The sequence below is a fragment of the Amycolatopsis minnesotensis genome, from assembly GCF_039529815.1.
Classification (GTDB): domain Bacteria; phylum Actinomycetota; class Actinomycetes; order Mycobacteriales; family Pseudonocardiaceae; genus Amycolatopsis; species Amycolatopsis minnesotensis.
The window spans coordinates 1-22,462 of record NZ_BAAANN010000054.1 but is presented as its reverse complement, the minus strand read 5'-3'; the positions used below and the strand labels follow the sequence as shown (position 1 = coordinate 22,462).

Below are 22,462 nucleotides of genomic sequence, written 5' to 3'. Positions count from 1 at the left end.
ATGCCGAAGGGACCGACGAAACGCCGCCCGCAGACCAGGGCGCGCCTGCTGGACGCCGCGCTGGAAGCGTTCGCCGAACTCGGTTTCGGCGGCGCGACGATCGACGAAATCTGCCGCAGGGCCGGGTACACCACCGGCGCGTACTACTCGAACTTCGGCAGCAAGGACGAGTTGTTCTTCGCGCTGTTCGACCAGCACGCCGAAAGCGTCATCGAGCGGGTCACGCGCGCGCTCGACGCGGCCCCGCCCTCGCCGGAGCAGATCGGCGAGCTGTTCTCGGAGTTCGGCGACGAGGAGCGCCGGTGGTTCCTGGTGAGCACCGAGTTCACGCTGTACGCGATCCGCCATCCCGAAGCGGCACGGCGGCTGGCCGATCACGACGCGAAGATCCGCGCCGAACTCGTGATCGCGTTGCGGGAGCTGTGCGCCAGGATGGGCAGGCGCCCTTCGGTGGACATCGGCGAACTGGCACGGATGCTGATCGCGGCTCGCGAAGGCGCGCTGCTGCAGAGTTTCGTCGAGCCCGAGGCGCTGCCGCTCGGCACGCTGGAACGGACGTTCCTGCCGATCCTGTTCGACGGTGCCTCGGAGCCCGTCAGCCCGTGATGCCGGTTACGCGGGAACCCGTCAACCGGTGATGGCGGCCTCGACGAACCCGGCCAGCGCGCGCTGGCCGGCGGCGTTGGGGTGCAACGGGGTGGTGGCCGCGGCGGGCAGCACCGGCTCGACCCAGCGCTTCGACGGCACCTGGCACGCGTCGTGCCCGGTGCGGCCGCTGGGGTTCACCGCGATGCCACCGGCGAGTCCGGCCTGCGCGGTGATCGCGTCGTCGAGGTGGCGCTGCACGCCGTGCAACCAGGTCGCGTCACCGGCGGCGAGCGGAACCACGGGCCAGCAGCCGGCTTGGGGCGGCAGCAACGGCAGGTAGCCCGCGACCACGACGGTGGCGCGCGGCGCCCGCTGGGCGATCGCGCGCACCGCGGCGGCGACCTTCGGCACCACCTCGTCGTCGATCTTCGCGATGACCTTGTCGACGCCGTGCGCGGTGTTCGCCCGCTGGCAAGGGTTTCCGAACGGGTTGGTGGCGCTGAGCAGCCCGCACCCGGTGGCGATGTCCACGAACCCGAGGTCGTTGCCGCCGATGGTGAGCGTGACCAGATCGGTGTCCGCGGAAAGCCCGTCGAGCTGGGGCGGGTTGGTGCCGAGGCCGGTGTTCTGCGGTTTCACCAGGTGCTCCGTGGTGGCGCTGCCGCACGAAATGTCCGTGAAATCCTTGATGTGCAAGGACTTGGCGAGATCGGCGGCATAGTTCTCCGTCGACCGGAAGCACCCCGCGGTGCCGTGCGTGCTGAGCAGGTTCCCCACCGCGGCATAGGAATCGCCGAGCGCGACGTAGTGTTCGTACCGTTCGGCTGCCCGTGCGGCCGGTGCGGTCATCACCACGGCGGCAGCGGCGGCGATCGCGATACCTCGAATACGCATGCTGACCTCGTTTTCCGGTGCGGTTTCAGCCGGCAGGCGGGGTGCCGACGGCTCGGGTTCGGGAGAGGAAGCTCAGATAGCCCGGCGGCGCGGCAGATCCCCACGTGAGCTGCGCGAGCACGCGAAGGCGTGGCGCCACCGCGTCCGCGATTTCCGGCTCGGTCATCGTGGTGGGGTCGTCGCACCAGACGCTGAGCTTCGCGCCGAGGTTCCGGATGTTCTCGTTCGCGTCCAGCCTGGTCCCGTCGACGAAAACGGTGGGGTTCCACAGCTTGTACATCGCGATCGGCGGCGCGTTGAGCAGCGCGGCGGCCCCGCCGGTGGCGTAGTAGGTCGGCGTGAACGACGAGTTCTGCACGCGGTGCCCCGCCGCGATCAGCTCGCGCGGCGACTGCGCGGCACCGAACCACGGGGCCTGCAGCGGCCCGTCCGCCGACCAGTGGTCCACCACGACATCGGGTGCGACACGGGTCGCCCCGCCGCCACGGCTCAGCTCGTCGTTGGCCACTCGCAAGGTTTTCCCGTTGCCCCGCACCAGTTCGTCCGCCCAGTTGACGAAGTCGTAGAGCGCGTCCCTCCCGGTCGCATTCGGTCCGTAGTGGACCTTCGCGTAGGCGGCGAGCCGGGGGTAGTCGTCGTAGTTCCGGATGTACTCGTCGGCACCGAGGTGCCAGTACGGACCGGGGAAGAGCGGGAGGAACTCGGTGACGAGATCGCGGACCAGCGCCAGGGCTTCGGGTTTCGTGATGTCGAGCGCGCCCTTTTCGGCCGTCCCGTCCCGGTTGAGCAGTGCCAGCTCCGGATGCGCCTTCAGCACCGCGTCGGCATGCCCTGGAAAGTCCAGCTCGGGCACGACCAGCACGTGGTAGCGCGCCGCGTACGCGACCAGCTCGCGTATTTCGGCTTTCGTGTAGTGCCGGTCGGCCACGATTTCGGGGTGGGTGGCGCTGTCCAGCCGGAACCCCTGGACATCGGACAGGTGCAGGTGGAGGTAGTTCATCTTCAGGTAGGACAGCTCGCGGATCCGGTCGCGCAGCCACGGCAGCGAAAAGTACCGGCGGCCCGCGTCGACGAGCAGGCCGCGTTCCGGGTAGTCGGGCCAGTCGGTCGCGGTTCCGGCGGGAATCCGGGGTCGCTGCCGCAGCCACTGCACGAGCGTCCTGGTGCCGAGGAAGACCCCGTCCGCGGTGCCCCGCACCACGGTGGTGGGCGCGACGGTGAGGCGGTAGCCCGCTCTGCCCTGGTCGTGCTCGTCCGCCGACAGCAGGATGTCACCGGAACCGGCGGGGCCGCCGGTGCGCGAGCCGACCGGTTTCCCGGTGACCTGCCGGAGGTCCGCCGCGAACACGTCGGCCGTCTCACGCAGCGCGGCGGTCTCGGCGACGATCACCGGCTCGGCGCCCAGCTCGAACGCTCCCGCGGCGGGCTGCCAGTCCCGCACCGCCGGAACGCTCGGCGGCACGTCCGCCGGGGTCGCCTGCGCGGGCGGGGCGAGTGCGGCACCGGCCACGACCGCCACCGCGGCCAAGCGAACGGATCTGCTCATCAATGCTCCCCGGCGTCGGGATACACGCATGTCTGCGCACTGACCGCATCGAGTATGCAAGAGTGCTCTTACGTCACGCAAGAGCCTTCTTACTCAGCGCGCGAGGAAGCGCCTCAGCAAACGGGCGAACTCGGCGGGTGCTTCGAGGTTGATCATGTGCCCGGCGCCGGGCAGCGTGTGCTTCCGGACGCGCGGGGCCTCGCGGGCGATCAGGTCGGCCGTGCCCAGCATGTCGGCGCAGTCCAGATCGCCGACCAGCAGCAGCGTTTCCGCGCGAAGCTCGGCGATCCGACCGGCGGCGCCGAACCCGGTCGCGAAGCTGTGGCCCGCCCCCTCCGGACGGGTCACGCTCGCGAAGTTCAGCTCGCGGCAGAACGCGCGGATCGCCGGATCGACCTCTTTGGACGTCCGATGTGGACCGTCTACCCACATGCGCAGGATGTGCTCGACGGCGCGCTCGTGCTCCCCGGCTTCCTTGGCGGCGGCGAGTTCCGCCAGGTTGCCGAGGATGAACGGGTCGCGGAACGGCTTCCCGCTGATCCCCGGCGCGGCGAGGAGGAGTTTGGCGACGCGTCCGGGGTACGCGATCGCGAAGTCGATCGCGATCTGACCGCCGAGCGAGAGACCGACCACTTCGGCGCTGGGCACATCGAGTGCGTCCAGCAACTGCCGGAGATCCTCGTGATGGGAGAACGGCGCCGTCGGCGACGACGACTTCCCGTGGCCGCGCAGGTCGTACCGGATCACCGTGTGCGCGCCTTCGAGCAGCGCGACCTGGGCGTCCCACATGCTGGCGTCGAGGGAGCCGCCGTGCACCAGCACCACCGGGCTGCCGCTGCCCCGCACCTCGTAGAACAGCTTGCCGCCGTCGATCTCGATCACACGGGCGACCGTACCGGGCCGAGCGCCCGAGCGACGGCGCCGGTGAGCTCCGTCGCCGACGCGGGGCCGGAAGAACACCAGGCCACGTAGCCGTCGGGGCGGATGAGCGCGGCGCCGGAACCGTACCGCTCCGCCCAGCCCTCGGCCTCCTCCGCGCGATGAGCGCGCACTCCGGCCGCACTCGCGGCGTCTGTCCATTCCGGACTGTCGCAGAGGAGCACGAACCCGTCGACGCACAGGTCGTGCACGGCGACGTCGCCGAGCCAGAGGTGCGGCGCCCTGGCGCCGACGCGGACCTCCTGCGCGAGTGCGCCCAGCGCTTCCCCGGCGCCGTAGCGCGCGCCGAGTGCCTGCGCACGATCGTCGAGCGCGGCGGGTTCCGGCCTCCCGCTCATCCTCGCCTCCTGGTGGGCGACGATCGCGGGCGCCAGCGCCTCGGCCACCGGGCGCCGCTCCGCGTCGTAGGTGTCCAGGAGGGCGTCGCCCGCCTCGCCCTTGACCACGGCGGCGAGCTTCCACGCCAGGTTGTGCGCGTCCTGCACCCCGGTGTTCGCGCCGAGCGCGCCGGCGGGCGGCCACACGTGCGCGCTGTCGCCCACCAGGAAGACCCTGCCGTCGCGGTACCGCTCGGCGACACCGACCGCCTGCTCCCACGCCGCCACGCCCTCGATTTCGACGTCGATGTCCTCGCCGACGGCGGCGCGGACGAGCCGGGCGCAGCGCTCGTCCGTGAAGTCCTCAGTGGACTCCTCGGCCGGGTCGTACGCGATGGACGCCTGCCAGCGGCGCGGATCGGCGGTGCTGACCAGCCCACCGTGGAACCCGGCCGGGTTGGCGATGATCCAGAACAGCGCGCGGCGCGGGAGGAACGCGGAGAGGTCCGCGCGGAACACGATGTTCACGGTGTGCTGGAAGGTGCGTTCCCCCGTCCTCGCGATGCCCAGCTTCTGCCGGATCGGGCTCCGGTTCCCGTCCGCGGCGATCAGGTATTCGGCGCTGACCCGCTGCCGCTCGCCGGTGGTGCGGTTCTCCAGTGTCGCGATCACCCCGCCGGCGTCCGCGTCGAACGAGACCAGTTCGGTGTCGAAGAGGTGCTCGGCACCCGCCGAACGCGCGGCGTCGATCAGGATGGGCTCGACGGTGTTCTGGTCCGCCATGCAGAAGGCCCCGGCGGTGACGTCCGGCCAAGCCCGCGGCACGTCCGCGTCGAACAGCCACTGCCATTCGCCCGCGAGCGTCTCGCAGTGGGCGACGCCGGATTCGGCCTCGAACGGCGCACCCGCGCGCTCGACGGCGTCGGCGATCCCGTACGCGCGGTAGATCTCCATCGTCCGCTGGTTGATCCCGCGTGCCTTGCCGTGGATGGAAACCCCGGGATGCCTGTCCACGAGCAAGGACGGGATTCCTTGGCGGGCAAGGAAAAGCGAGCTGGTCAGACCGGCGAGACCACCACCGGCGAGCAAAACGGGCACGTTCTTCACGACTGTTCCTCTTCTTGTTTCGCGGCGAATTCGGCGGCTGCCCGGCGCAGCCACTCCTCGGACCAGGTGACCGCACCGGCGCGGAGGTCCCCGATGAGCGCGCGGAGCCAGCGCTGCTCGGCGGCCAGCAGGGCGTGCCGGTACTCCTCCTCCACCAGGAAGATCCGGGCGACCCCCGCCGAACCGTCGAGCAGCGGCTCCACCTCGGCGACCTGCGCGTCGAGGGCGGCCAAGCGGATCTCGAGCTGGGCCGCCGCCTCGTCCGGTTCGAGCATCATCAGGAACGACAGGCCGACCGGGAACTCCGGGTACTCGGCGCCGGTCGTCGCGAGCATCTCCTTGAGCCACGCCTTCGCCGTTTCAGAACCGGCGGGGGTGATGGCGTAGACGGTGCGCTCCGGGCGCCCCGCCTCCCGGTCGACCCCGTCGACCTCGATCAGCCCGAGCTTCAGCAACCGCTCGATCGCCTGGTAGATGCTCGCGCGCTGCCGGACGTTGACGACCCGGTCCTTGCCGTAGTCCTTGATCAGCTTCTGGATCCGGTAGGCGTGCATCGGCCCACCGGCGAGGATGCCGAGCACCGTCAATCCGAGCGCGGAGCGCTTGTCGGTCACCATAGTCAGGACATTACTAGTCATGAACTGACTATGCAAGGGTGATCGTAATCGAGAAGGGGCTCAGGCGGCTTCCAGGGTCAGCAGGGTGTGCTTCGCTTCGGCTCCGCCCGCGTAGCCGCCGGAGGTGCCGTCCGAGCGCACCACCCGGTGGCACGGCACGACGACCGGCAGCGGGTTCGTCGCGCACGCCGTACCGACCGCGCGCACGGCCTTCGGACTGCCCGCGGCAAGAGCGACTTCGGCGTAGCTCGCGGTGTGCCCGTAGCCGATGTCCGGTAGGTGCCCGAGCACGGTCCGCCGGAAGCCGTGCGAGAGCTGCCAGTCCAGCGGCAGGTCGAACACCGTGCGCTCGCCCGCGAAGTACTCGTCGAGCTGCCGCGCGGCGTCGTCGAGCCTGCCGGGGGCGTGCAGCACGCGCGGGCTGACGGCGTCCGCCAGCGCGGCCAGCACCCGGTCGTGGTCCTGGCTGGCGAAGGCCACCCGCACCAGGCCCGCACCGGTCGCGGCCAGCAGGAGCCGCCCGACGGGGGTGTCGACGGTGCGGTAGGCGACATCCAGCAGGCCGTCCCGCTCGGCAGCGGCAGCGAGCCGCGCGTGCAGGCGCGCCACGGTCGAGGAGTCTACTTCGGACAGTCGGTCCAACGGGTTCATCGGAGTTCTCCCTCCACGGGGTAGTTCTTGCGCAGGGCCTTCATGCCGTCGGCGGCCGCGCGCCTGGCCGCGTCCGCGCTGCCGCCGGTGATGGCGGCGATCTCGGCGTAGGGCAGGCCCGTCAGGTAGTGGTAGGCGACGGCGGCGCGCTGCTTCGGCGGCAACGCGGCGAGCGCGCGCCACAGGTCGCCGTCCCAGTCGTCGGGGCGGCCGGTTTCGCTCGGCCGCTCCGGCACCCGGTCGGTCGGGGTCGCCTGCCGCGACGCGCGGCGCACGACGTCGATGGCCTTGCGGTGCGCGATCGTCACCAGCCACGCCTCGACGTTCGCGTCCTCGCCGAGTTCCGGATAGGCGCGCAGTGCGGCGAGGAACGTGTCCGACCAGGCGTCTTCGGCGTCGGCGGGGCCCAGCACGGCCCGGCACACGCGCAGCACCGCCGGCCCGTGCTCGGCCACCACCTGTTCGAACGGTTTCAAAAGAGCCGCCCGTCCGGCTGTTCCAGGTCGAGCAGGAAACGCTTGCGCGAAAGCCCGCCCGCGTACCCGGTCAGCGCGCCGTCCGAGCCGACCACCCGGTGGCACGGCACCACGATGCTCACCGGGTTGCGCCCGTTCGCCGCGCCGACGGCCTGCGCCAGCCCCGGATCGCCCAGCTCGCGCGCCAGTTCGCCGTAGGTCGTGGTGCGGCCGTGCGGGATCTTCGTGAGCAGCTTCCACACCTCCCGCTGGAACTCCGATCCCCGCGGCGCCAGGTCGAGGTCGAACCCGGTCCGCGTCCCGGCGAAATACTCCCGCAGCTGACCGGCCGCCGCTTCGAACCCCTCGTCCACGCGCGGTCCCAGTTCGACGGGACGGCGGAGGTGCTCCTCGAAGTAGAGCCCGGTCAGCCCGTCGTCGTCGGCGACCAGGGTCAGCTCGCCCAGCGGGGAATCCACCACGGTGTGCCTCATGCCCGCGCTCCGTTCCGGGCGCGGACCGCGTGGATCACCCTGGCGGCCAGGTCGTGCGCGGGTTCGTGCTCCCATCCGCGCAGGACCGTCCACCCCGCGTCTCGCAGCAACGCCGTGGTCTCGGCGTCCCGTTCCGCGTTCGCGGTGATCTTCGCCGCCCAGTACCCGCTGTTCGTGCCCGGCGGCGAGTAGTGCGCCGGGCAGCCGTGCCAGAAGCAGCCGTCGACGAACACGGCGACGCGGGCGCGGGTGAACACGAGATCCGCCCGCCGCCGCAGCGACGGCTCCGGCCGCGCGTCCACCCGGTACCGCAGTCCCGCCGCGTGGACGAGCCGCCGCACCGCCCGTTCCGGCGCCGTGTCGCGCGAGGTGTTGGCCCGCATCACCCGCCGCACCACCGGTGACGACGCCCATGAATTGCTGTTCATACCGGGTAGACGCCCGCGCGGGGCGAAACGTGAGATCCAGGCGATCGGGATTTCCCCCGCGACGTCCTCGGACGAGTCGGTGACCGCGAGCTTGGTGCCGGGCACGAGGAGTTGACGGTGTGGTGCACCGTGACCGGCTTATCGATCTTCTTCGCCTGCGCGTCATCGGCGACGGGCTCGCCTCGGACGAAGCGGCCCGAGCCGCTCAGGCGCGGGGCGGCAGGCTGGTCACCGGGATTTCGGCGGGTCGCCCGCCCGGTCGAGCACCGCCGACCCGAGCAGCGCCAGCACGAGCAGGACGAGCAGCACCGCCGTGGTGATCATGTCGCGGCCGCCAGCGGGCGACGGGCGGACGGCACCAGCGCGGGCGCCGACCTGCCGTCGGGCCCGGACGGGGTGTCGTGCACGGACAGCAGCCCCAGCCGGTAGGCGCGCGACGTGGCGTGGGTCCGGTCGCGCGCGTCGAGCTTGCGCAGGACGCCTTTCACGTGGGTGCGCACGGTTTCGACGGACACCGTCAGCCTGCCCGCGATCGCCTGGTTGTCGAGTCCGTCGGCGATCAGCGTGAGCACCTCGTGTTCGCGCGCGCTCAGCGTGCCGGGGCAGCCCCGCGGCGGTGGCGTGACCTCACCGTGCACGCCGACCAGGTGCGCGAGGTCGTCGTCGATGAAGTCCCCGGAGGCGCAGGCGGCCCGGATCCCGGCCAGCAGCTCGGACGGTGACACCGTGGCCGCGAGCACGCCGGACGCCCCGAAGCCCACCGCCCGCCGCAGGTAGTCGCTCGTGCGCTGGCAGCCGTCGACGAGCACGACCACCGCGGGCGCCGGGTTCATCGACCGGATCCGCCTGACCAGCGCGCACATCGGGTCCAGCACGCTGTCGACCAGCATCACGTCCGGGCGGAGCCGGGCGCAGGCCTGCATGGCGTGGTGGGTGCTGCCGCCGCTGCCCAGCCACTGAAAACCGGGTGAAACGGTCACGATGGTGCCCACCGCGTGCCGTACCAGCGGGATCGCGCCCAGCATCGCCACCCCCAGGTCGACGTCTCCGCGCTCGGTCGTCCCCCGGTGCTTGCTCGGCTCGATCCTCACATCCGGTCCTCTCGTCGGTGCTGCTCTCGCAGCAGCGACGAGCCGCGAACACCCCCGTGACGCGAAACCGCGGGGGGTTTTCCGCCCGGCCGCGGTGGCTCCCGTCTCACCCGGCGCGTCAGGTGAAGTGACCGCAGGCGAGGACGTCCGGGCCGTACTCCCGCAGAAGGCGGCCGCGGGAGGCCGCGGCCCGCGCCGGATCGGTGTCCGAGCCGAAGCACCAGTGCGGGTGCCGCAACTGGGCCGGGGAATGCAGGACGTCGCCCGCGATGACGGTGCGTGGACCGGCGGCGAGGCTGATGTGGCCCGGCGTGTGGCCGGGGGTCTCGATGACGTGCAGGCCGTCGGCGATCTCGGCACCGTCCGCGCAGAACTCGACCGTCTCGCGGAGGGGTTCGAGCACCGTGGCCGGGTCCGGCCCCAGCGGTGACGGGTTCCGGTGCCAGTGCTCCCATTCGGCGCGGTGCACGACGTGGCGCGCGTTGGCGAAGGTGAGCGCGCCGCCGGTGGAGGTCCAGCCGACGTGGTCGCGGTGCAGGTGCGTGAAGACGACGAGATCGACGGCATCGGGGGTGACCCCGGCGGCGGCGAGGTTGCCGATCAGGCCACCGCCGCGGTAGGACGCGCCCGCCGGGGTGTCGATGTGCACCTCGCCGAGACCGAGGTCGACGAGCGCGAGATATCCCTTGGCGCGCAGGAGGAACGCGCCGACCGCGAACACGAGCCTGCCGGTCGCGTCGACGAGGTCGCCGTGCGCCCGCCATTGCTCGGCTGTCGTGCCGGGGAAGAGATCGGCCGGACGGGCGCGCACGTCGCCGTCGGGGATGAAGACGGTTTCGATGGGGTGTACCGCTGACATGGCTGTGCTCCGCATGACGAACAGTGCCGGGGCACGCGCCCAGGAACCGGCGAGGGAGACCGCTGTCGGATCGGCCGGTGGGCGGGCGGGTTTCCCGAACACCCGGCGCGGACGCGCATGTCTGTCAGCTTCGAATGCTACCCGGTGCCGCTGGCCGGGAAGCGCCGCCAGACGTCCCGGATCGCCTGCTTGATCGATCCCGCCGCCGGTCCGAGGTAGTTCCGGTCGACGGCGGCGAGGTACGGGGCGTCGTCCGCGGTGAGGTCGGCGCCGGTCAGCAGCGACGACAGCCACTCCCGCGCCATGGCGGTGGCCGCGGTGGAGTCGACCGCGAGGACGGTCGATCCCGGGGGCTCCACGAGCAGGCTGATGGAGAAGAACTCGTGGGTCGCGCGCGTCGTCGACTGCGCGGGCACCTTCGCGTAGCCGATGACGATCATGTGCTTCCTGGCGTCCATCGGGCCATTCTGTCCCGCGGCCGGTCAGGAGTGCTTCGGCGCGGGGCAGACACCCGTGTCCTCCCCCTCGCTGTTGATCTCGACGTTGGGGCGCGGGTCGCCCGCGTAGTCCACCTGGTCGGTGCAGCGCGTTCCAGCCTTGTGCGGAACGCCTTCGGCGGGCTTGTCGCCCTGAGCTGAACTGGTAATTCCTAGGACGTACCGGTCACGACGAGGTTCACCGCTCCCGGGCAATGGACCGCGTTCACGGCACTGCCTGGCGCGGCTCTCGTCGACACTGACCAGCACTTACCCGGCTCGGCTCCCCACTCGCACGCCGAAAAGTGATCCGGGCCACAACCCGGCGACGTGCCCGCATTCCTTACTCACCGCACCATTGCTGCTCACGGCCATCGGATCGACGGCGTCAGCCGAAGACCGGCAAACCGGCGCGGTAGCCGGGGCCGGGTTCTTCGACCTGAACGAAGACCGCGCGCAGCAACCCGGCGAACCCGGCGCGAGCGACTTCGCGGTGGAACTGGTGTCCGCCAGCGAAGGATGGCGGAAATCCGTCCGCACGGACAGCACCGGGCACTACCGCTTCGCCGATCTCGCCCCCGGCAAGTACTCGGTCCAGTTCGACAGCGACGGGCACGCCACCACCACGCCGTGGGCGGTCGGGGTCGCGGTCCGGGACACCGAGACGACCGTGAACTTCGGCATCAAGTAGCACCGGGCGCGCCCCATCGGCGAACTGGGCGTACCGCAAGCAGCGTTCGGGGCAGCGACCGTCCGGAAGCTCGGCGGGCGAGTAGAACTGCTCGTACCGCACGCAATACAAGCCCTCGTAAGTGTTTGCGGTAAAGATGACCAGCGGCTCGCGAAACGCCGCGAACGCGGCGGTGTTGCGGTCCACCGGATGCCGGGTCGACAGCCTCTCTGCCCCGCTTTCAGGGAATCCAGCGCCACTTTTCTCACTTTCGCGGGCGTCCGGCGCGCCGGCGAGCAGGGCGATTCCGCGACCCTGCCCGGCGATCTGGGACCACTGGTCAGAGGTGCCTGGCGCCGTTGAGGACCTCGGCGAGGTGCTGGAGTTCCTTCGCGACCCCGGCATAGCTGAGCACGGGCTCCGGGTTCCACGCGGCCACCTGCCGCCGTTCGACCGCCGGCAGCCGTCGCCAGATCGGGTTCGCGGCGAGCTGGTCCGGTTGCCGGCTGTACGGCCGCTGGTCCACCAGGATCAGGTCCGCCGGGTACCGGGGCACGTTCTCCCACGAGACCTTGACGGTGTACGCCGTTCCCCGCGAATCCGGGACCACGGTCGGCAGGCCCAGGTCGTGGACGAGCCGGACGGTGGGGAAGGCCACCAGGTTGAAGTCGAGTCCCGCGGTCTGCCCGGCGACGAACGCGGTCCGGACGTCCCGGCGGGCGTCGACGGCACGCCCGAGCGCGGCGACCGCGTTTTCGTACTCCTTCGCGCCGCGGTCGCGGTCGGTGCCGCCCAGCGCTCCGGCCAGCTCCGCCACCCTCGCCAGCGTCGCGGCCAGCGGCCGGTCGTGCATTTCGATCCGCAGTGTGGGTGCCAGTCGCTCGATACCGGCGAGGTCGTGGTCGGCGAGCAACGGTTCGCCCCTCATCACGCCGACGATGACGAGATCGGGGCGCGCGGCCGCGATCTTCTCGAGCCGGACCTGGCCCCAGAGGTCGCCGAACGACGGCACCGCCCGCCGGTCGAGATCCCCGGAAATGCTGCGGTCGTCCGGGTCGGGCGAGGTCAGCGCGCTGTAGGTCCCGGCGCATCGGAAACCGTGGTCCCACAGGGCGGCCGCGAGTCCGAGGTAGCACAACACGGACTCCGGGCGTCGTCTCGACGTGACGAGCTTGCCCGAATCGTCGCGAAAGGCCCACGCGCCGGGGCCGGTGCCGGCGGGGGCGGCGGCGCAGCCGCCCACGACGGTCGCCGCCGCGAGCGCGGTGGTGGCCAGGAGCGACCGTCGGCTCATCCGGCCGGCTCCCTCGCCTGCCTCGCTCATCGGCCGTGACATCGCGCTCCCTTCGTCCGCTGCCGGTCATGGTGGCGGCGGTGGCCGCGCCGAAGTGTGGAGAGCGTGGCGCGGCTCTGTGGAGAGCGGTGCGCCGCCATCGCGGTACGGGGTTTCGTCCGGCCGCTGACAGCCGGGGACCTGTGAGATCCTCCGCACGTATCTGTCTCCGGCTCAGCTTCGGCCCGCGCCGTCTGACGCCCGAGGAAGGTGGAGCCACGCATGAACGATGCGCAGCACAGCAAGGTGAACCGGCGGCGGTTCCTGGGCGGGGCGGGGGGCGCCGCCGTCACGGCGAGCCTGCCCTCCGGCCGCGCGGCCGCCGCCGCTCCGGCACCGGCCCAACCCGATCTCGCCCGCTGGCGCGGGCGCGCGGCGCAGGTGACGATCACCCGCGACGACTGGGGAATCGCGCACATCCACGGCAGAACCGATGCCAGCGCGGTGTTCGGGATGATCTACGCCCAGGCCGAGGACGACTTCGACCGGATCGAAACCAACTACCTGACCAGCCTCGGCCGGCTCGCCGAGGCCGACGGCGAGAGCGCGCTCTGGCAGGACCTCCGCCAGCGCCTGTTCGTCGATCCCGGGGCGCTGGAGTGCGAGCTCTACCCGAACAGCCCGGCCTGGTTGCGCGAGCTGATGCAGGCGTGGGCGGACGGGCTGAACTACTACCTCGCGGTACACCCCGAGGTGCGCCCGCGCGTGCTCACCCGGTTCGAACCGTGGATGGCGCTGAGCTTCACCGAAGGCAGCATCGGCGGTGACATCACGCGAGCCCCGCTCTCCCGGCTCCAAGCGTTCTACGACCACCAGGCGGCCCCGGACGGCGCCGAGCCCGAACCGCCGCGCGAGCCCACCGGATCGAACGGCATCGCGATCGCGCCGAACCGCACGCGGGACGGCAACGCGCTGCTCCTGATCAACCCGCACACCACCTTCTACTTCCGCTCGGAACAGCAGGTGACCAGCGGTGAAGGGCTCAACGCCTACGGCGCGGCCACCTGGGGGCAGTTCTTCCTCTACCAGGGTTTCAACGCGAACGCGGGCTGGATGCACACCTCGACCGGCGCCGACAACGTCGACGAGTTCGCCGAGACGATCGTGACGGCGGCGGACGGCCGCCTTTCCTACCGGTACGGCGCCGCGCTGCGGCCGGTGGCGAAGAAGACGATCACCTTGACCTACCGCACGGCGGGGGGCACGGCCCAGCGCGGCTTCACCGCCTTCAGCACGCATCACGGCCCGATCGTGGGCAAGGCTGGCGGCAAGTGGATCGCGTTCGCCCTGATGAACAAGCCCGTCGAGGCGCTGCAGCAAAGCTACCTGCGCACCAAGGCCAGGAACTACGCGGAATACCTCCGGGTGGCCGAATTCAAGGCCAACAGCTCCAACAACACGATATTCGCGGATTCGAGGGGGGAAATCGCCTTTCTCATGCCGCAGTTCATGCCGATCCGCGACAACCGCTTCGATTACACGAAACCGGTCGACGGCAGCGATCCGGCGACCGACTGGAAGGGGCTGCACCGCCTCGAAGACCTGCCGCGGGCGGTGAATCCGCGGCACGGCTGGGTGTTCAACTCGAACAACTGGCCCTGGACGTGCGCCGGCCCGGACAGTCCCGAAGCCGCCGATCACCCGCGGTACTGCGACCAAGTCGGCGAGACCGAACGCGGGCCGCACGCCGTCCGGTTGCTGAGCGGGCGGAACGCCTTCACCCCGCAGACCCTGCGCGATGTCGCGTTCGATTCCCGCATTCCCGCTTTCGCCCCCGACGCGGGTGACGGGGAGCCGGTGAGCGGGCTGGTGCCGCAATTGGTCGAGGCGTGGGAAAAGCTGCCGGAGGGCTCCCCGCGAAAGGCGAAGCTCGCCGATCCGATCGCCCTGCTGCGCGGCTGGGACTACCGCTGGGGCGTGGACTCGACCGAGACCTCGCTGGCCGTGTTCTGGGCCGAGGGGCCGCGCGACACCGATGAGCAGCGACTCGTCTCGCTCGAAGCGGCGATGGCACGGCTCACGCGCGATTTCGGCGGCTGGCGGGTTCCCTGGGGCGAGATCAACCGCTTCCAGCGCCTCGACGACGCGATCGACCAGACCTTCGACGACGCGAAGCCGAGCACCCCGGTGCCTTTCGTCTCCGCGAAGCTCGGTTCGCTCGCCTCGTTCGCGGCCGACCGCGGACCGCGATCGCCCGGCGGCACCACGAAGCGCTTCTACGGCACCAGCGGCAACACGTTCGTCGCGGTCGTGGAGTTCGGCCCGAGGCTGCGGGCGATGGCGGTGCGGGAGGGAGGCGCGAGCGGCCACCCCGGCTCGCCGCACTTCGCCGACCAGGCCGACCGGTACGCCCGCGGCGACCTCCGGCCCGTCTACTTCCACCCCGACGACCTCGACGGCCACATCGAGCGGCGCTACCACCCGGGCCGGTGAAGCCGCCGTTTCCCGGCGACGCCACGAACGCCCGCGACCGGACCGGATCGGGCTGTCGGTCGATCGCGCGGCCATCCCCGCCCGGAGCGCGGCGGCGGTGGCCATGCCCCCGGCTGAAGACCAGCGCCGCCGGGTTTGGCCGTCGCGTCTGCCGGGCGCCCCCGTGCGGCCGGGTCCACGTCGGCACCTCGCGCAACCGCCAGGCCACGAGGCGTAGAACCGAAACGCCGGCGGGCGCGAAAAGAATCGAGCACCGGCGCGGCCCCTCCGCACCTGGAATGCAATGGTTTTTCGGGCCCGGTGACCGGCGAAGCATTCGCCGCGGTGCGCGGCAAGGACTATTCGAGTGGATTCGCGGCAGTTTTCAGCGGGCGTTACGAGTACCCGTGCGGAATCGTCGTGGCAACCGCGACCCCGCCGTGTTACGTTGGCTTCGTTTTTTCTCTGGATACAGCGCGACTGGCCGCGCTTCGCGCGGGCGGGAATGGCGAACTCGGAGGAGCCCGATATGACGACGCCGGATCCCAGCCGCGCCACGCGGAATGCCGGCCCGGCGGGGGAGGGCCTGCTTCGCGGTGGTCCGGCAGGCGCGGCCGAACTGGGCGAGCAGGTGCGCGCCGCGGTGGCGGAGATGGCTCGCTGGATGAGCGAGTACGGCGAATACACCCCGCACCCGTCGCTGGACGTGGAAGTGGGCGCACTGCGGCGAGCCACCGAGGACCTGCGCGCCAGGCTGCGGGAGAACTACCCGTTCTTCCACCCCCGCTACGTGGGGCAGATGCTCAAGCCGCCGCATCCGGCGGCGGTCGTCGGCTACGTGACGACGATGCTGATCAACCCGAACAACCACGCCCTCGACGGCGGTCCCGCGACGGCCCGGATGGAAAAGGAGGTCGTCGCGCAGCTGGCGACGATGTTCGGCTTCGGCCCGCACCTGGGGCATTTGACCAGCAGCGGAACCATCGCCAATCTCGAAGCGCTCTTCGTCGCGCGCGAGACCCACCCCGGAAGGGCGGTGGCCTACAGCGCCGACGCGCACTACACGCACTCCCGCATGTGCCATCTCCTCGGCGTGCGGGGAATGGCCGTGCCGGTCACGGCCGAGGGCACCATGGACCTGCACGCGCTGGAGGAACTGCTGCGAGCCGGTGGCATCGGGACCGTGGTGGCCACCGCGGGCACCACCGGGCTGGGCACGATCGACCCCGTGCACGAAATCGTCGCGCTGTGCCGGCGCTACGAGGCACGAGTGCACGTCGACGCCGCCTACGGCGGTTTCTTCCGCCTGATCGCCGACGACAGCCCCGACGGGGTGGCCGCGGCACCGTTCGCCGCCATCGCCGAGTGCGACTCGGTCGTCATCGACCCCCACAAGCACGGGTTGCAGCCCTACGGCTGCGGCGCGGTGCTGTTCAACGACCCGGGTGTGGCCAGGCACTTCCTGCACGACTCGCCCTACACCTACTTCACCTCGGACGAACTGCACCTGGGGGAGATCTCCCTGGAGTGCTCGCGCGCGGGCGCGGCGGCCGCGGCGCTCTGGCTGACGCTGCGGCTGCTGCCGCTGACCCCCGGCGGACTGGGGGCGGCCCTGCGCCCCGGCCGCCGCGCCGCGCTGGCCTGGGCCGACCGCATCGAGGCCAGCGAGCGGCTGACCCTGTACCAGCGCCCGCAACTGGACATCCTCGGCTACTACCCCACCCGCGACCGGCTGTCGGAGATCGACGAGGCCAGCGCCCACGTCCTGACCCGGGGCATGCGGCTGCCCCCGGCGCGGTCCCTGTTCGTGGCCACCTACACCGTCGACGCCGCGGGCTTGGCGGCCCGAGGCCACCGGGTACGCGCGGACGTCCCCCGCGGCCGCATCCTGCGCAGCGTGCTGATGAAGCCGGAGACCGAGCAGTACGTGCCGTGGCTGCACCAGCAGGTGCTGGACCTGCTCGCCGACGGCGACTGAACAGCCGAGAGCCGAGGTGGCACTCGCCCGTCGCGGTGCGGGCGTCACGCCCGGCGTTCTGGGCAACTAACCGCCGGGGGTGTGGTCTCTTCTGCCGCTGGGTAGTACCCGATCGACCGGTGCCCGACGCGGAGGATTCAGATGAACGACAGCACACACTCGAGCGGGACGCCCAGCCCTGAGAAACCGCGCGCGGACTGGGCGACCGGCGACGAGCCGATGACCGGGCCCCAGCGCTCGTACCTGGCCACCCTGGCGCAGGAGGCGGGTGAGGCGGTGCCGGAGACGTTGAGCAAGGCGGAGGCCTCGGAGTTGATCGACCGGTTGCAGGACCGGACTGGGCGGGGCCAGTGACCTTCCGGGAACGGGGGTGAGGGCGCGATGCGGGTCGTCGTGATCGGCGGGACCGGGCACATCGGCAGTTACCTGGTGCCCCGCCTGGTCGAAGCCGGCCATGACGTGACGGTCGTGGGCAGGGGGCACCGCGCGCCGTACTTCGGGCACGGGGCATGGACGACGGTCGGAGAGGTGACCGCCGACCGCGAAGCCGAGGAGCCCGCCAACGCGTTCGGGGACCGGATCGCCGGCCTGGACCCGGACATCGTGATCGACCTGATCTGCTTCACCCAGGCCAGCGCCCAGCAGCTCGTCGACGGGTTGCGCGGAAGGATCCAGCACTTCCTGCACTGCGGCACGATCTGGGTGCACGGCGCGAGCACCCGCGTCCCGACCACCGAGGACGGGCCGCGGCGGCCGCTGACCCCGTACGGGAAGCGCAAAGCCGAGATCGAGCAGTACCTGCACCAACAGGCGAGGACGACCGGATTCCCGGCGACGGTCATCCACCCCGGTCACATCACGGGCCGGGGCTGGGTGCCGGTCAACCCGGCCGGCAACGTCAACCCGGCGGTGTTCCAGCGACTCGCCGACGGGGAACCGGTGTCCCTGCCCGACCGAGGGCTGACCACGCTGCAGCACGTCCACGCCGACGACGTCGCACGGTTGTTCCTGGCCGCGATCGCGCACCGCGCGGTGAGCATCGGAGAAAGCTTCCACGCGGTCTCCCACGAAGCTGTGACCATGCGCGGATACGCCGAAGCGACAGCGGCCTGGTTCGGCCGCGCAGCACGGCTGGACTACCTGCCCTGGGACCGGTGGAAGGAAACCGTCGACGACGAGGACGCACGCGTCACCGAGGATCACCTCCGGCACAGCCCCCACTGCGGCGTCGGCAAGGCACACCGGCTGCTCGGCCACCACCCGCGCTACACGGGACTGGAAGCCACCCAGGACGCGCTGAGCTGGATGACCGTCGACGGCACCATCACTTCGGCACGACCCCAGGAGTGAATCCGCACGGGGCGCGGTGCCCTTTCGCGGGGCCACGCCCCACACCCTGGCCGGGGACATCACCCTAGGTCGCGTCGATCCAGCGCTTGCCGTCGTGCGGGTCCGGACCGCTCGGCGGTCCGGTGAAGTCCCATCGGCAGAGGCCGAACCGCGCACCGGGTGCTCGCGCCGGTAGCTCGTCCTGCTCGCCCTGCCGGTCAGCTCCGGCTCCTGCCCGGACGGCCGATACATCGCACTGGCTTCGCCGCTGTCCCCGAGACAGCGCGGTTCTGGATACGACATCGTGAACTCCTTGCCGTGGTGTCAGGGCCGGATTCGCCGGGTTGCCGAGAGACCGCGGTCGCTATCGGTACGTCATCCGAGCGGTCACCAGCCCGAGGTCGTCAAGTGCACCGCGCAGGACGCTGGTGTGGTCGTCGACGGCGGCGTCGCAGCGCCAGGCGATGAACCCGTCCGGCCGGACCAGCACCGCTCCGGCACCGGTGACGCCGTCGCCGGTTCGCGCGGAATGGTCTCGCAGGGGGATCCGGTCCTCGGTGCTGATCCGAGCGGCGGCTACGCGCCAGGGATCCGCCCCGAGGAGCACGAGGTCACAGCCGAACCTGTCCAGTGTGGACAGGTGTTCGTCGAGCGGAGCGTGCGGTGCCCGCGTGCCGGGAAGTCCGGTGGGGCGCGCCGGCTCGTCGAACGGCGGGTGCCCGGGACCGCGGTAGTGGTAGCCGAACATCACGGTGTTGTCGTCGACGATCGTCGTGTCCGGCGCCGGGCCGGTCGCGTACGCGGTGGCGGGAAACCAGCGGCGGTGCCGGGCCAGCGCCTGGTCCATCGTGTGCTGGGCGACCGGCCTGCATTCTCGTTCGTAGCTGTCGAGCAGGGCAGGCGGCGCCGCGCCGCGGGTCACGAAGCTCAGCTTCCAGGCAAGGTTGAAGGCGTCGTGGATGCCGGTGTTCCCACCGAAGCCACCGGTGGGCGGCATGACGTGAGCGGCGTCGCCGACGAGGAAGACCCTGCCGTCGTGGAACCGATCGGCCAGCAGGGCCGCGCACTGCCATGAGAGGGTGTCGACCAGTTCGACCACGGCGTCCTGCCGTCCGGACGCCGCCCGGACGAGGCCGGCCCAGTGGCTCCCCGTTCCGGCCCCGGCGCGGGGATCGAACGGAACCGTCATCATCCACGCCCCGCCCGCGCGAGGCACCAGGGTGGCGGCGATGTCGTCGACGACGCATGCGGTGAAACGGCGCCCGCGCACAGCGGCGTCCAGATCGGTTCGGAACAGCACGCTCATCCGGTCTTCCAGCACACCAGGACCGGTGCGGCCGATCCCGAGCGCTTCGCGGACCGGGCTGTGCACGCCGTCCGCGGCAATCAGGTAGGAAGCCCTTATCTGGTAACGCTTCTCCGCTGTTCGGTCCCGCACGACCGCGTGCACCGCGTCCGCGTCCTGGTGGAACTCCAGCAGTTCGGTGCCGAATCGCACGTCAGCGCCGCGACGAATGGCCTCCCGGCGCAGGACGGGTTCCAGCTGGTCCTGATCGCAGGTCTCCTGCGCGCAGGGGCTGAGCCCCGCGATGTCGTCTTCCCACGGTGTTGGCAGCCAGGCGACATCGGCGGCGGCGAGGTTGGCCATTCTGGCCACCCCTCCCGCGCGTTGGTCCTGAGTGGACGCGGCCCGCACGGCGGCCTCGATTCCGACGCCGCGGAAGCACTCCATCGACCGTGCGGCGATCCCGCGGAACCGGAAATGCGGCGACGTGTCCAGATGACGCTCGACCAGGACGCAGCGAACACCGTGATGCGCCAGGAACAGCGCGGCGGACAACCCGGTGAGGCTGCCGCCGACCACGAGCACGTCGGTCGGCCATATCGTTAATGGCTGCGTATCGTTCATAGCAGTGAACGATACACACTAGTGTAGTATCTGGCCATGGCGAACCGACCCCGCGGCGACGCTCCCCCGGCAGGGGCCGCTTTCCTGTTACCCCAGCTCGGCGCGCACGCGGCCGACCGGTTCGCCGAGCGGATCGCACCGCTCGGCCTGGCGCCACGCCACGTCGGCCTGCTGCGCTGGATCAGCCACAACAGCGCGACGACGCAACGGGACGTCGCCACCGCGTTCGGGGTGCGTCCCAGCCGGATCGTCGTCCTCCTCGACGAACTGGAGGAGCTCGGCCTGGTGCGCCGCGAAGTGGACCCGGCCGACCGGCGCAACCGGGCGGTGCGGCTGACCACGCAAGGTCGCCGCGCACTGACCCGCGTCGGGCAAGCGTTCCTGACCCACCAAAACGACTTGCTGAGCGCCTTGACGTCCTCCGAACAAGCAACGCTCGCCACTTTGCTGGCTCGCGTGGCTGAGCAACAGGGCTTGAGCGCCGGAGTCCACCCCGCGTACCGAGACGACCACGCGTCAGGCCACCCATGACAGGCGTGGGGCCTGCTCGACCGGGGCGGCCGCGGACTTGATGGCCACTCTGCCCGCGGACCAACCAGTCGGTCCCCAGGCCACCGTTCGACCAACAGCCGACGGGCCCTGCACCGGCTTCACCACGCCGCAGGACCGTGCGCGGGATCGCGACACCCCGGCAGCGACCCCGTACGGCAAGCACACGCCCGCCTTCCCCCAATGCGCACCGAACCGTCTCGTCAACACCACGATCCCCGCCGACGTCCCACCCTGCAGACCAGTGGTGACACTTCGACACCGACGGCCTCCCGCTAAACTCTGCTCGCGGGCCGCTAGCGCAGTTGGTGGAGAAAAGGACTTTTAATCCCCGGGTTGGCCGTATCAATAAGTGTCACATAGTGCCGCCCAGGGCTAATCTGTGCAGTTCAGGCGGCATTTTTCGCGGGCGTTGATGTCGGGCGGTGTCGCGCCGTGCCGTGTGCTCTGGGAGCAACGGAGCACAATCGGAGCCCAGCATCGGCCTACGGGCATCCACCGCAGACCGCCGCGTCCTGGTTTACCTCAGTGACCGCGCGTGAGTTGTTGCGGATCGACCAATTACGCCCGCCAGTTCCGCTACGAAGGACGCGCACGCGTCGCCAACGCCTGTGTGGTCTTACCCCGCCGGACCCGCCCCGGCAACGTGTCCCGCTCAGCCTGCGTCAGCTCCAGCGACGCCAGCTTCGGACCACGACCATCACCCATACCCCATACCGACAAGCTGTCAACGAATCGACGACTCAGAACACTAGTAGCCCGTCTTGACCAGTTGGGCTTGGACGGATCGGTGGAACGCGGCCACCAGGGGGCGGTGTCCCCGACGCGGGTGGCGAGCACCACCTGAGATGGCTCGACCCCGTGCAGCGGGATCGTGGTCAGGTCCGGCCGGGTGCTGTCGGCACGCAGCCCGGCGGGCACGATGGCGACCGCCTGCCCGGACGCGATCAGTTCGAGCAAGTCCTCGAGGTGGCCGGCCAGCGGCCCGTCGGGTGCCGGCGTGCCGTCAGGACGGGGGTCGACGCGCCAGAACGAGTCCCACTCGGCATCGGGCAACCTCGGCATCGGCTCAGTCGCGATGTCGTCGAGAGTGACCGATTCCCGGCCGGTCAGCCGGTGGTCCCCGGCGACGAGCAGCACACGGGGCTCGCGGTGCAGGACGGTGACGCACAGTCCGTCGGTGGCGAACGGCAACCGCGTCACGACGGCGTCCACCCGGTGACCGAACAGGGCCGTGCGCACCTCGGGCAACTCCAGGTGCAGGGTCTGTACCTCGGCCTCGGGGTGGTGGTGGCGCAGGTGCCGCACCGCCGGAGTGATGATCAGCCCGCGCGTGTAGCCGACGGTGACCCGACTTGGCAGCGCGGCCGCACGGGCGTCCGCCGCGGCCGTTGCGGCGACGGCCAGCAGTTGCCTGGCATGGGGCAGGAACGCGGCCCCGGCCGGGGTCAGGCGGGTGCCTTGCCGGTCGCGGTCGAGCAGCCGGGCACCGACACGCTGCTCGAGGGTCCGGATCTGGCGGCTCAGGCTTGGCTGGGTGATGTGCAGCAGTTCCGCGGCGCGGCCGAAGTGCTGCTGCTCGGCGACCACCGTGAAGTAGCGGGCCAGTCGGAGGTCGAACTCTGCCGACGGTACCGCGTTGATCGTGCCCACAACACCGCAAGATAGCCCACTCGTCGACCCGTGATGCCTGAACCGCGTCACGGGATACGAAACAAGCCTTTGAGGTTGCCCCCGGAAACCGGACACCGGGCTTTATGCCGCGAGTGCGAGGTCTTGACGATAGCTTATGCGGGTTTCGTGGGGTGTTCGGTAGTCGA

At 70.9% G+C, this 22,462-nt stretch carries 22 protein-coding genes; 7 read left to right on the top strand and 15 right to left on the bottom strand.

The window, feature by feature from the left end:
- Window positions 1-606 (top strand): TetR/AcrR family transcriptional regulator, encoded by a 606-nt coding sequence (locus ABD256_RS40135; protein ID WP_344430950.1) that lies wholly within the window; start codon window positions 1-3, stop codon window positions 604-606.
- Window positions 607-627: 21 nt separating this feature from the next.
- Here ABD256_RS40135 and ABD256_RS40130 read toward each other — a convergent pair whose 3' ends face one another.
- The 12 genes from ABD256_RS40130 to ABD256_RS40075 all read right to left on the bottom strand — a co-directional run bounded on the left by ABD256_RS40130 (window position 628) and on the right by ABD256_RS40075 (window position 10,444).
- Window positions 628-1,482, bottom strand: coding sequence for an SGNH/GDSL hydrolase family protein (locus ABD256_RS40130; protein ID WP_344430949.1), 855 nt, complete (start codon window positions 1,480-1,482; stop codon window positions 628-630).
- Between the two features lie 25 nt (window positions 1,483-1,507).
- Window positions 1,508-3,028 (bottom strand): family 20 glycosylhydrolase, encoded by a 1,521-nt coding sequence (locus ABD256_RS40125; protein WP_344430947.1) that lies wholly within the window; start codon window positions 3,026-3,028, stop codon window positions 1,508-1,510.
- Window positions 3,029-3,121: 93 nt separating this feature from the next.
- On the bottom strand, window positions 3,122-3,910 hold the full coding sequence (locus ABD256_RS40120) for an alpha/beta fold hydrolase (protein WP_344430945.1): 789 nt from the start codon (window positions 3,908-3,910) through the stop codon (window positions 3,122-3,124).
- Window positions 3,907-5,391, bottom strand: a complete 1,485-nt coding sequence (locus ABD256_RS40115) for an FAD-dependent monooxygenase (RefSeq protein WP_344430943.1) — start codon at window positions 5,389-5,391, stop codon at window positions 3,907-3,909. Before ABD256_RS40115 ends, ABD256_RS40120 begins: the two co-directional genes overlap by 4 nt.
- Window positions 5,388-6,029 carry a PadR family transcriptional regulator gene (locus ABD256_RS40110; protein WP_344430941.1) on the bottom strand — a complete coding sequence of 214 codons (642 nt, stop codon included), beginning with the start codon at window positions 6,027-6,029 and terminating at the stop codon, window positions 5,388-5,390. Before ABD256_RS40110 ends, ABD256_RS40115 begins: the two co-directional genes overlap by 4 nt.
- A gap of 39 nt (window positions 6,030-6,068) precedes the next feature.
- Window positions 6,069-6,659 carry a methylated-DNA--[protein]-cysteine S-methyltransferase gene (locus ABD256_RS40105; protein ID WP_344430940.1) on the bottom strand — a complete coding sequence of 197 codons (591 nt, stop codon included), beginning with the start codon at window positions 6,657-6,659 and terminating at the stop codon, window positions 6,069-6,071.
- Window positions 6,656-7,135, bottom strand: a complete 480-nt coding sequence (locus ABD256_RS40100) for an RNA polymerase sigma factor (protein WP_344430938.1) — start codon at window positions 7,133-7,135, stop codon at window positions 6,656-6,658. The genes ABD256_RS40105 and ABD256_RS40100 overlap by 4 nt, the downstream gene beginning before the upstream one ends.
- A complete protein-coding gene (locus ABD256_RS40095; protein ID WP_344430936.1) occupies window positions 7,132-7,608 on the bottom strand; it encodes a methylated-DNA--[protein]-cysteine S-methyltransferase in 477 nt (158 codons plus the stop codon). The genes ABD256_RS40100 and ABD256_RS40095 overlap by 4 nt, the downstream gene beginning before the upstream one ends.
- Window positions 7,605-8,141, bottom strand: a complete 537-nt coding sequence (locus ABD256_RS40090) for a very short patch repair endonuclease (RefSeq protein ID WP_344430934.1) — start codon at window positions 8,139-8,141, stop codon at window positions 7,605-7,607. Before ABD256_RS40090 ends, ABD256_RS40095 begins: the two co-directional genes overlap by 4 nt.
- 215 nt (window positions 8,142-8,356) lie before the next feature.
- Entirely contained in the window at window positions 8,357-9,127 is a 771-nt protein-coding gene (locus tag ABD256_RS40085) for a LuxR C-terminal-related transcriptional regulator (protein ID WP_344430932.1), read from the bottom strand.
- A gap of 118 nt (window positions 9,128-9,245) precedes the next feature.
- Window positions 9,246-9,986, bottom strand: a complete 741-nt coding sequence (locus tag ABD256_RS40080) for an MBL fold metallo-hydrolase (RefSeq protein WP_344430931.1) — start codon at window positions 9,984-9,986, stop codon at window positions 9,246-9,248.
- A 137-nt stretch (window positions 9,987-10,123) separates the two neighbouring features.
- On the bottom strand, window positions 10,124-10,444 hold the full coding sequence (locus ABD256_RS40075) for a DUF3870 domain-containing protein (protein ID WP_344430930.1): 321 nt from the start codon (window positions 10,442-10,444) through the stop codon (window positions 10,124-10,126).
- 376 nt (window positions 10,445-10,820) lie between these two features.
- On the opposite strand from ABD256_RS40075, the gene ABD256_RS40070 reads away from it, so the two are divergent.
- Window positions 10,821-11,153: a carboxypeptidase-like regulatory domain-containing protein gene (locus tag ABD256_RS40070; protein WP_344430928.1), complete on the top strand. Its 333-nt coding sequence runs from the start codon at window positions 10,821-10,823 to the stop codon at window positions 11,151-11,153.
- Between the two features lie 319 nt (window positions 11,154-11,472).
- On the opposite strand, the gene ABD256_RS40065 is transcribed toward ABD256_RS40070, so the two are convergent.
- Window positions 11,473-12,426, bottom strand: coding sequence for an ABC transporter substrate-binding protein (locus ABD256_RS40065; protein WP_344430926.1), 954 nt, complete (start codon window positions 12,424-12,426; stop codon window positions 11,473-11,475).
- Between the two features lie 261 nt (window positions 12,427-12,687).
- Here ABD256_RS40065 and ABD256_RS40060 point away from each other — a divergent pair, with 261 nt between their 5' ends.
- The 4 genes from ABD256_RS40060 (at window position 12,688) to ABD256_RS40045 (ending at window position 18,205) form a co-directional block, all read left to right on the top strand.
- Entirely contained in the window at window positions 12,688-14,898 is a 2,211-nt protein-coding gene (locus ABD256_RS40060) for a penicillin acylase family protein (RefSeq protein ID WP_344430923.1), read from the top strand.
- Window positions 14,899-15,529: 631 nt separating this feature from the next.
- Window positions 15,530-16,855: a pyridoxal phosphate-dependent decarboxylase family protein gene (locus tag ABD256_RS40055; protein ID WP_344430977.1), complete on the top strand. Its 1,326-nt coding sequence runs from the start codon at window positions 15,530-15,532 to the stop codon at window positions 16,853-16,855.
- Between the two features lie 141 nt (window positions 16,856-16,996).
- On the top strand, window positions 16,997-17,209 hold the full coding sequence (locus ABD256_RS40050) for a DUF3072 domain-containing protein (RefSeq protein ID WP_344430921.1): 213 nt from the start codon (window positions 16,997-16,999) through the stop codon (window positions 17,207-17,209).
- 27 nt (window positions 17,210-17,236) lie between these two features.
- Entirely contained in the window at window positions 17,237-18,205 is a 969-nt protein-coding gene (locus ABD256_RS40045; protein WP_344430919.1) for an NAD-dependent epimerase/dehydratase family protein, read from the top strand.
- A gap of 343 nt (window positions 18,206-18,548) precedes the next feature.
- Here the strand turns inward: ABD256_RS40045 and ABD256_RS40040 are convergent, their stop codons facing one another.
- Window positions 18,549-20,093 carry an FAD-dependent monooxygenase gene (locus ABD256_RS40040; protein ID WP_344430916.1) on the bottom strand — a complete coding sequence of 515 codons (1,545 nt, stop codon included), beginning with the start codon at window positions 20,091-20,093 and terminating at the stop codon, window positions 18,549-18,551.
- 36 nt (window positions 20,094-20,129) lie between these two features.
- Between ABD256_RS40040 and ABD256_RS40035 the strand changes: the two genes are divergently transcribed.
- On the top strand, window positions 20,130-20,624 hold the full coding sequence (locus ABD256_RS40035) for a MarR family winged helix-turn-helix transcriptional regulator (RefSeq protein ID WP_344430914.1): 495 nt from the start codon (window positions 20,130-20,132) through the stop codon (window positions 20,622-20,624).
- Between the two features lie 597 nt (window positions 20,625-21,221).
- On the opposite strand, the gene ABD256_RS40030 is transcribed toward ABD256_RS40035, so the two are convergent.
- Complete coding sequence (locus tag ABD256_RS40030) at window positions 21,222-22,295, bottom strand: LysR family transcriptional regulator (protein ID WP_344430912.1); 1,074 nt, start codon at window positions 22,293-22,295, stop codon at window positions 21,222-21,224.
- Window positions 22,296-22,462 lie beyond the last annotated feature (167 nt).

Bases quoted from the DNA above. Each gene is read 5' to 3' on its own strand.
- ABD256_RS40095 (WP_344430936.1), bottom strand. From the start codon at position 7,608: ATGAGGCACACCGTGGTGGATTCCCCGCTGGGCGAGCTGACCCTGGTC.
- ABD256_RS40055 (WP_344430977.1), top strand. From the start codon at position 15,530: ATGGCTCGCTGGATGAGCGAGTACGGCGAATACACCCCGCACCCGTCG.
- ABD256_RS40060 (WP_344430923.1), top strand. From the start codon at position 12,688: ATGAACGATGCGCAGCACAGCAAGGTGAACCGGCGGCGGTTCCTGGGC.
- ABD256_RS40130 (WP_344430949.1), bottom strand. From the start codon at position 1,482: ATGCGTATTCGAGGTATCGCGATCGCCGCCGCTGCCGCCGTGGTGATG.
- ABD256_RS40045 (WP_344430919.1), top strand. From the start codon at position 17,237: ATGCGGGTCGTCGTGATCGGCGGGACCGGGCACATCGGCAGTTACCTG.
- ABD256_RS40065 (WP_344430926.1), bottom strand. From the start codon at position 12,426: ATGAGCCGACGGTCGCTCCTGGCCACCACCGCGCTCGCGGCGGCGACC.
- ABD256_RS40040 (WP_344430916.1), bottom strand. From the start codon at position 20,093: ATGAACGATACGCAGCCATTAACGATATGGCCGACCGACGTGCTCGTG.
- ABD256_RS40075 (WP_344430930.1), bottom strand. From the start codon at position 10,444: ATGGACGCCAGGAAGCACATGATCGTCATCGGCTACGCGAAGGTGCCC.
- ABD256_RS40135 (WP_344430950.1), top strand. From the start codon at position 1: ATGCCGAAGGGACCGACGAAACGCCGCCCGCAGACCAGGGCGCGCCTG.
- ABD256_RS40110 (WP_344430941.1), bottom strand. From the start codon at position 6,029: ATGACTAGTAATGTCCTGACTATGGTGACCGACAAGCGCTCCGCGCTC.
- ABD256_RS40050 (WP_344430921.1), top strand. From the start codon at position 16,997: ATGAACGACAGCACACACTCGAGCGGGACGCCCAGCCCTGAGAAACCG.
- ABD256_RS40035 (WP_344430914.1), top strand. From the start codon at position 20,130: ATGGCGAACCGACCCCGCGGCGACGCTCCCCCGGCAGGGGCCGCTTTC.
- ABD256_RS40125 (WP_344430947.1), bottom strand. From the start codon at position 3,028: ATGAGCAGATCCGTTCGCTTGGCCGCGGTGGCGGTCGTGGCCGGTGCC.
- ABD256_RS40105 (WP_344430940.1), bottom strand. From the start codon at position 6,659: ATGAACCCGTTGGACCGACTGTCCGAAGTAGACTCCTCGACCGTGGCG.
- ABD256_RS40080 (WP_344430931.1), bottom strand. From the start codon at position 9,986: ATGTCAGCGGTACACCCCATCGAAACCGTCTTCATCCCCGACGGCGAC.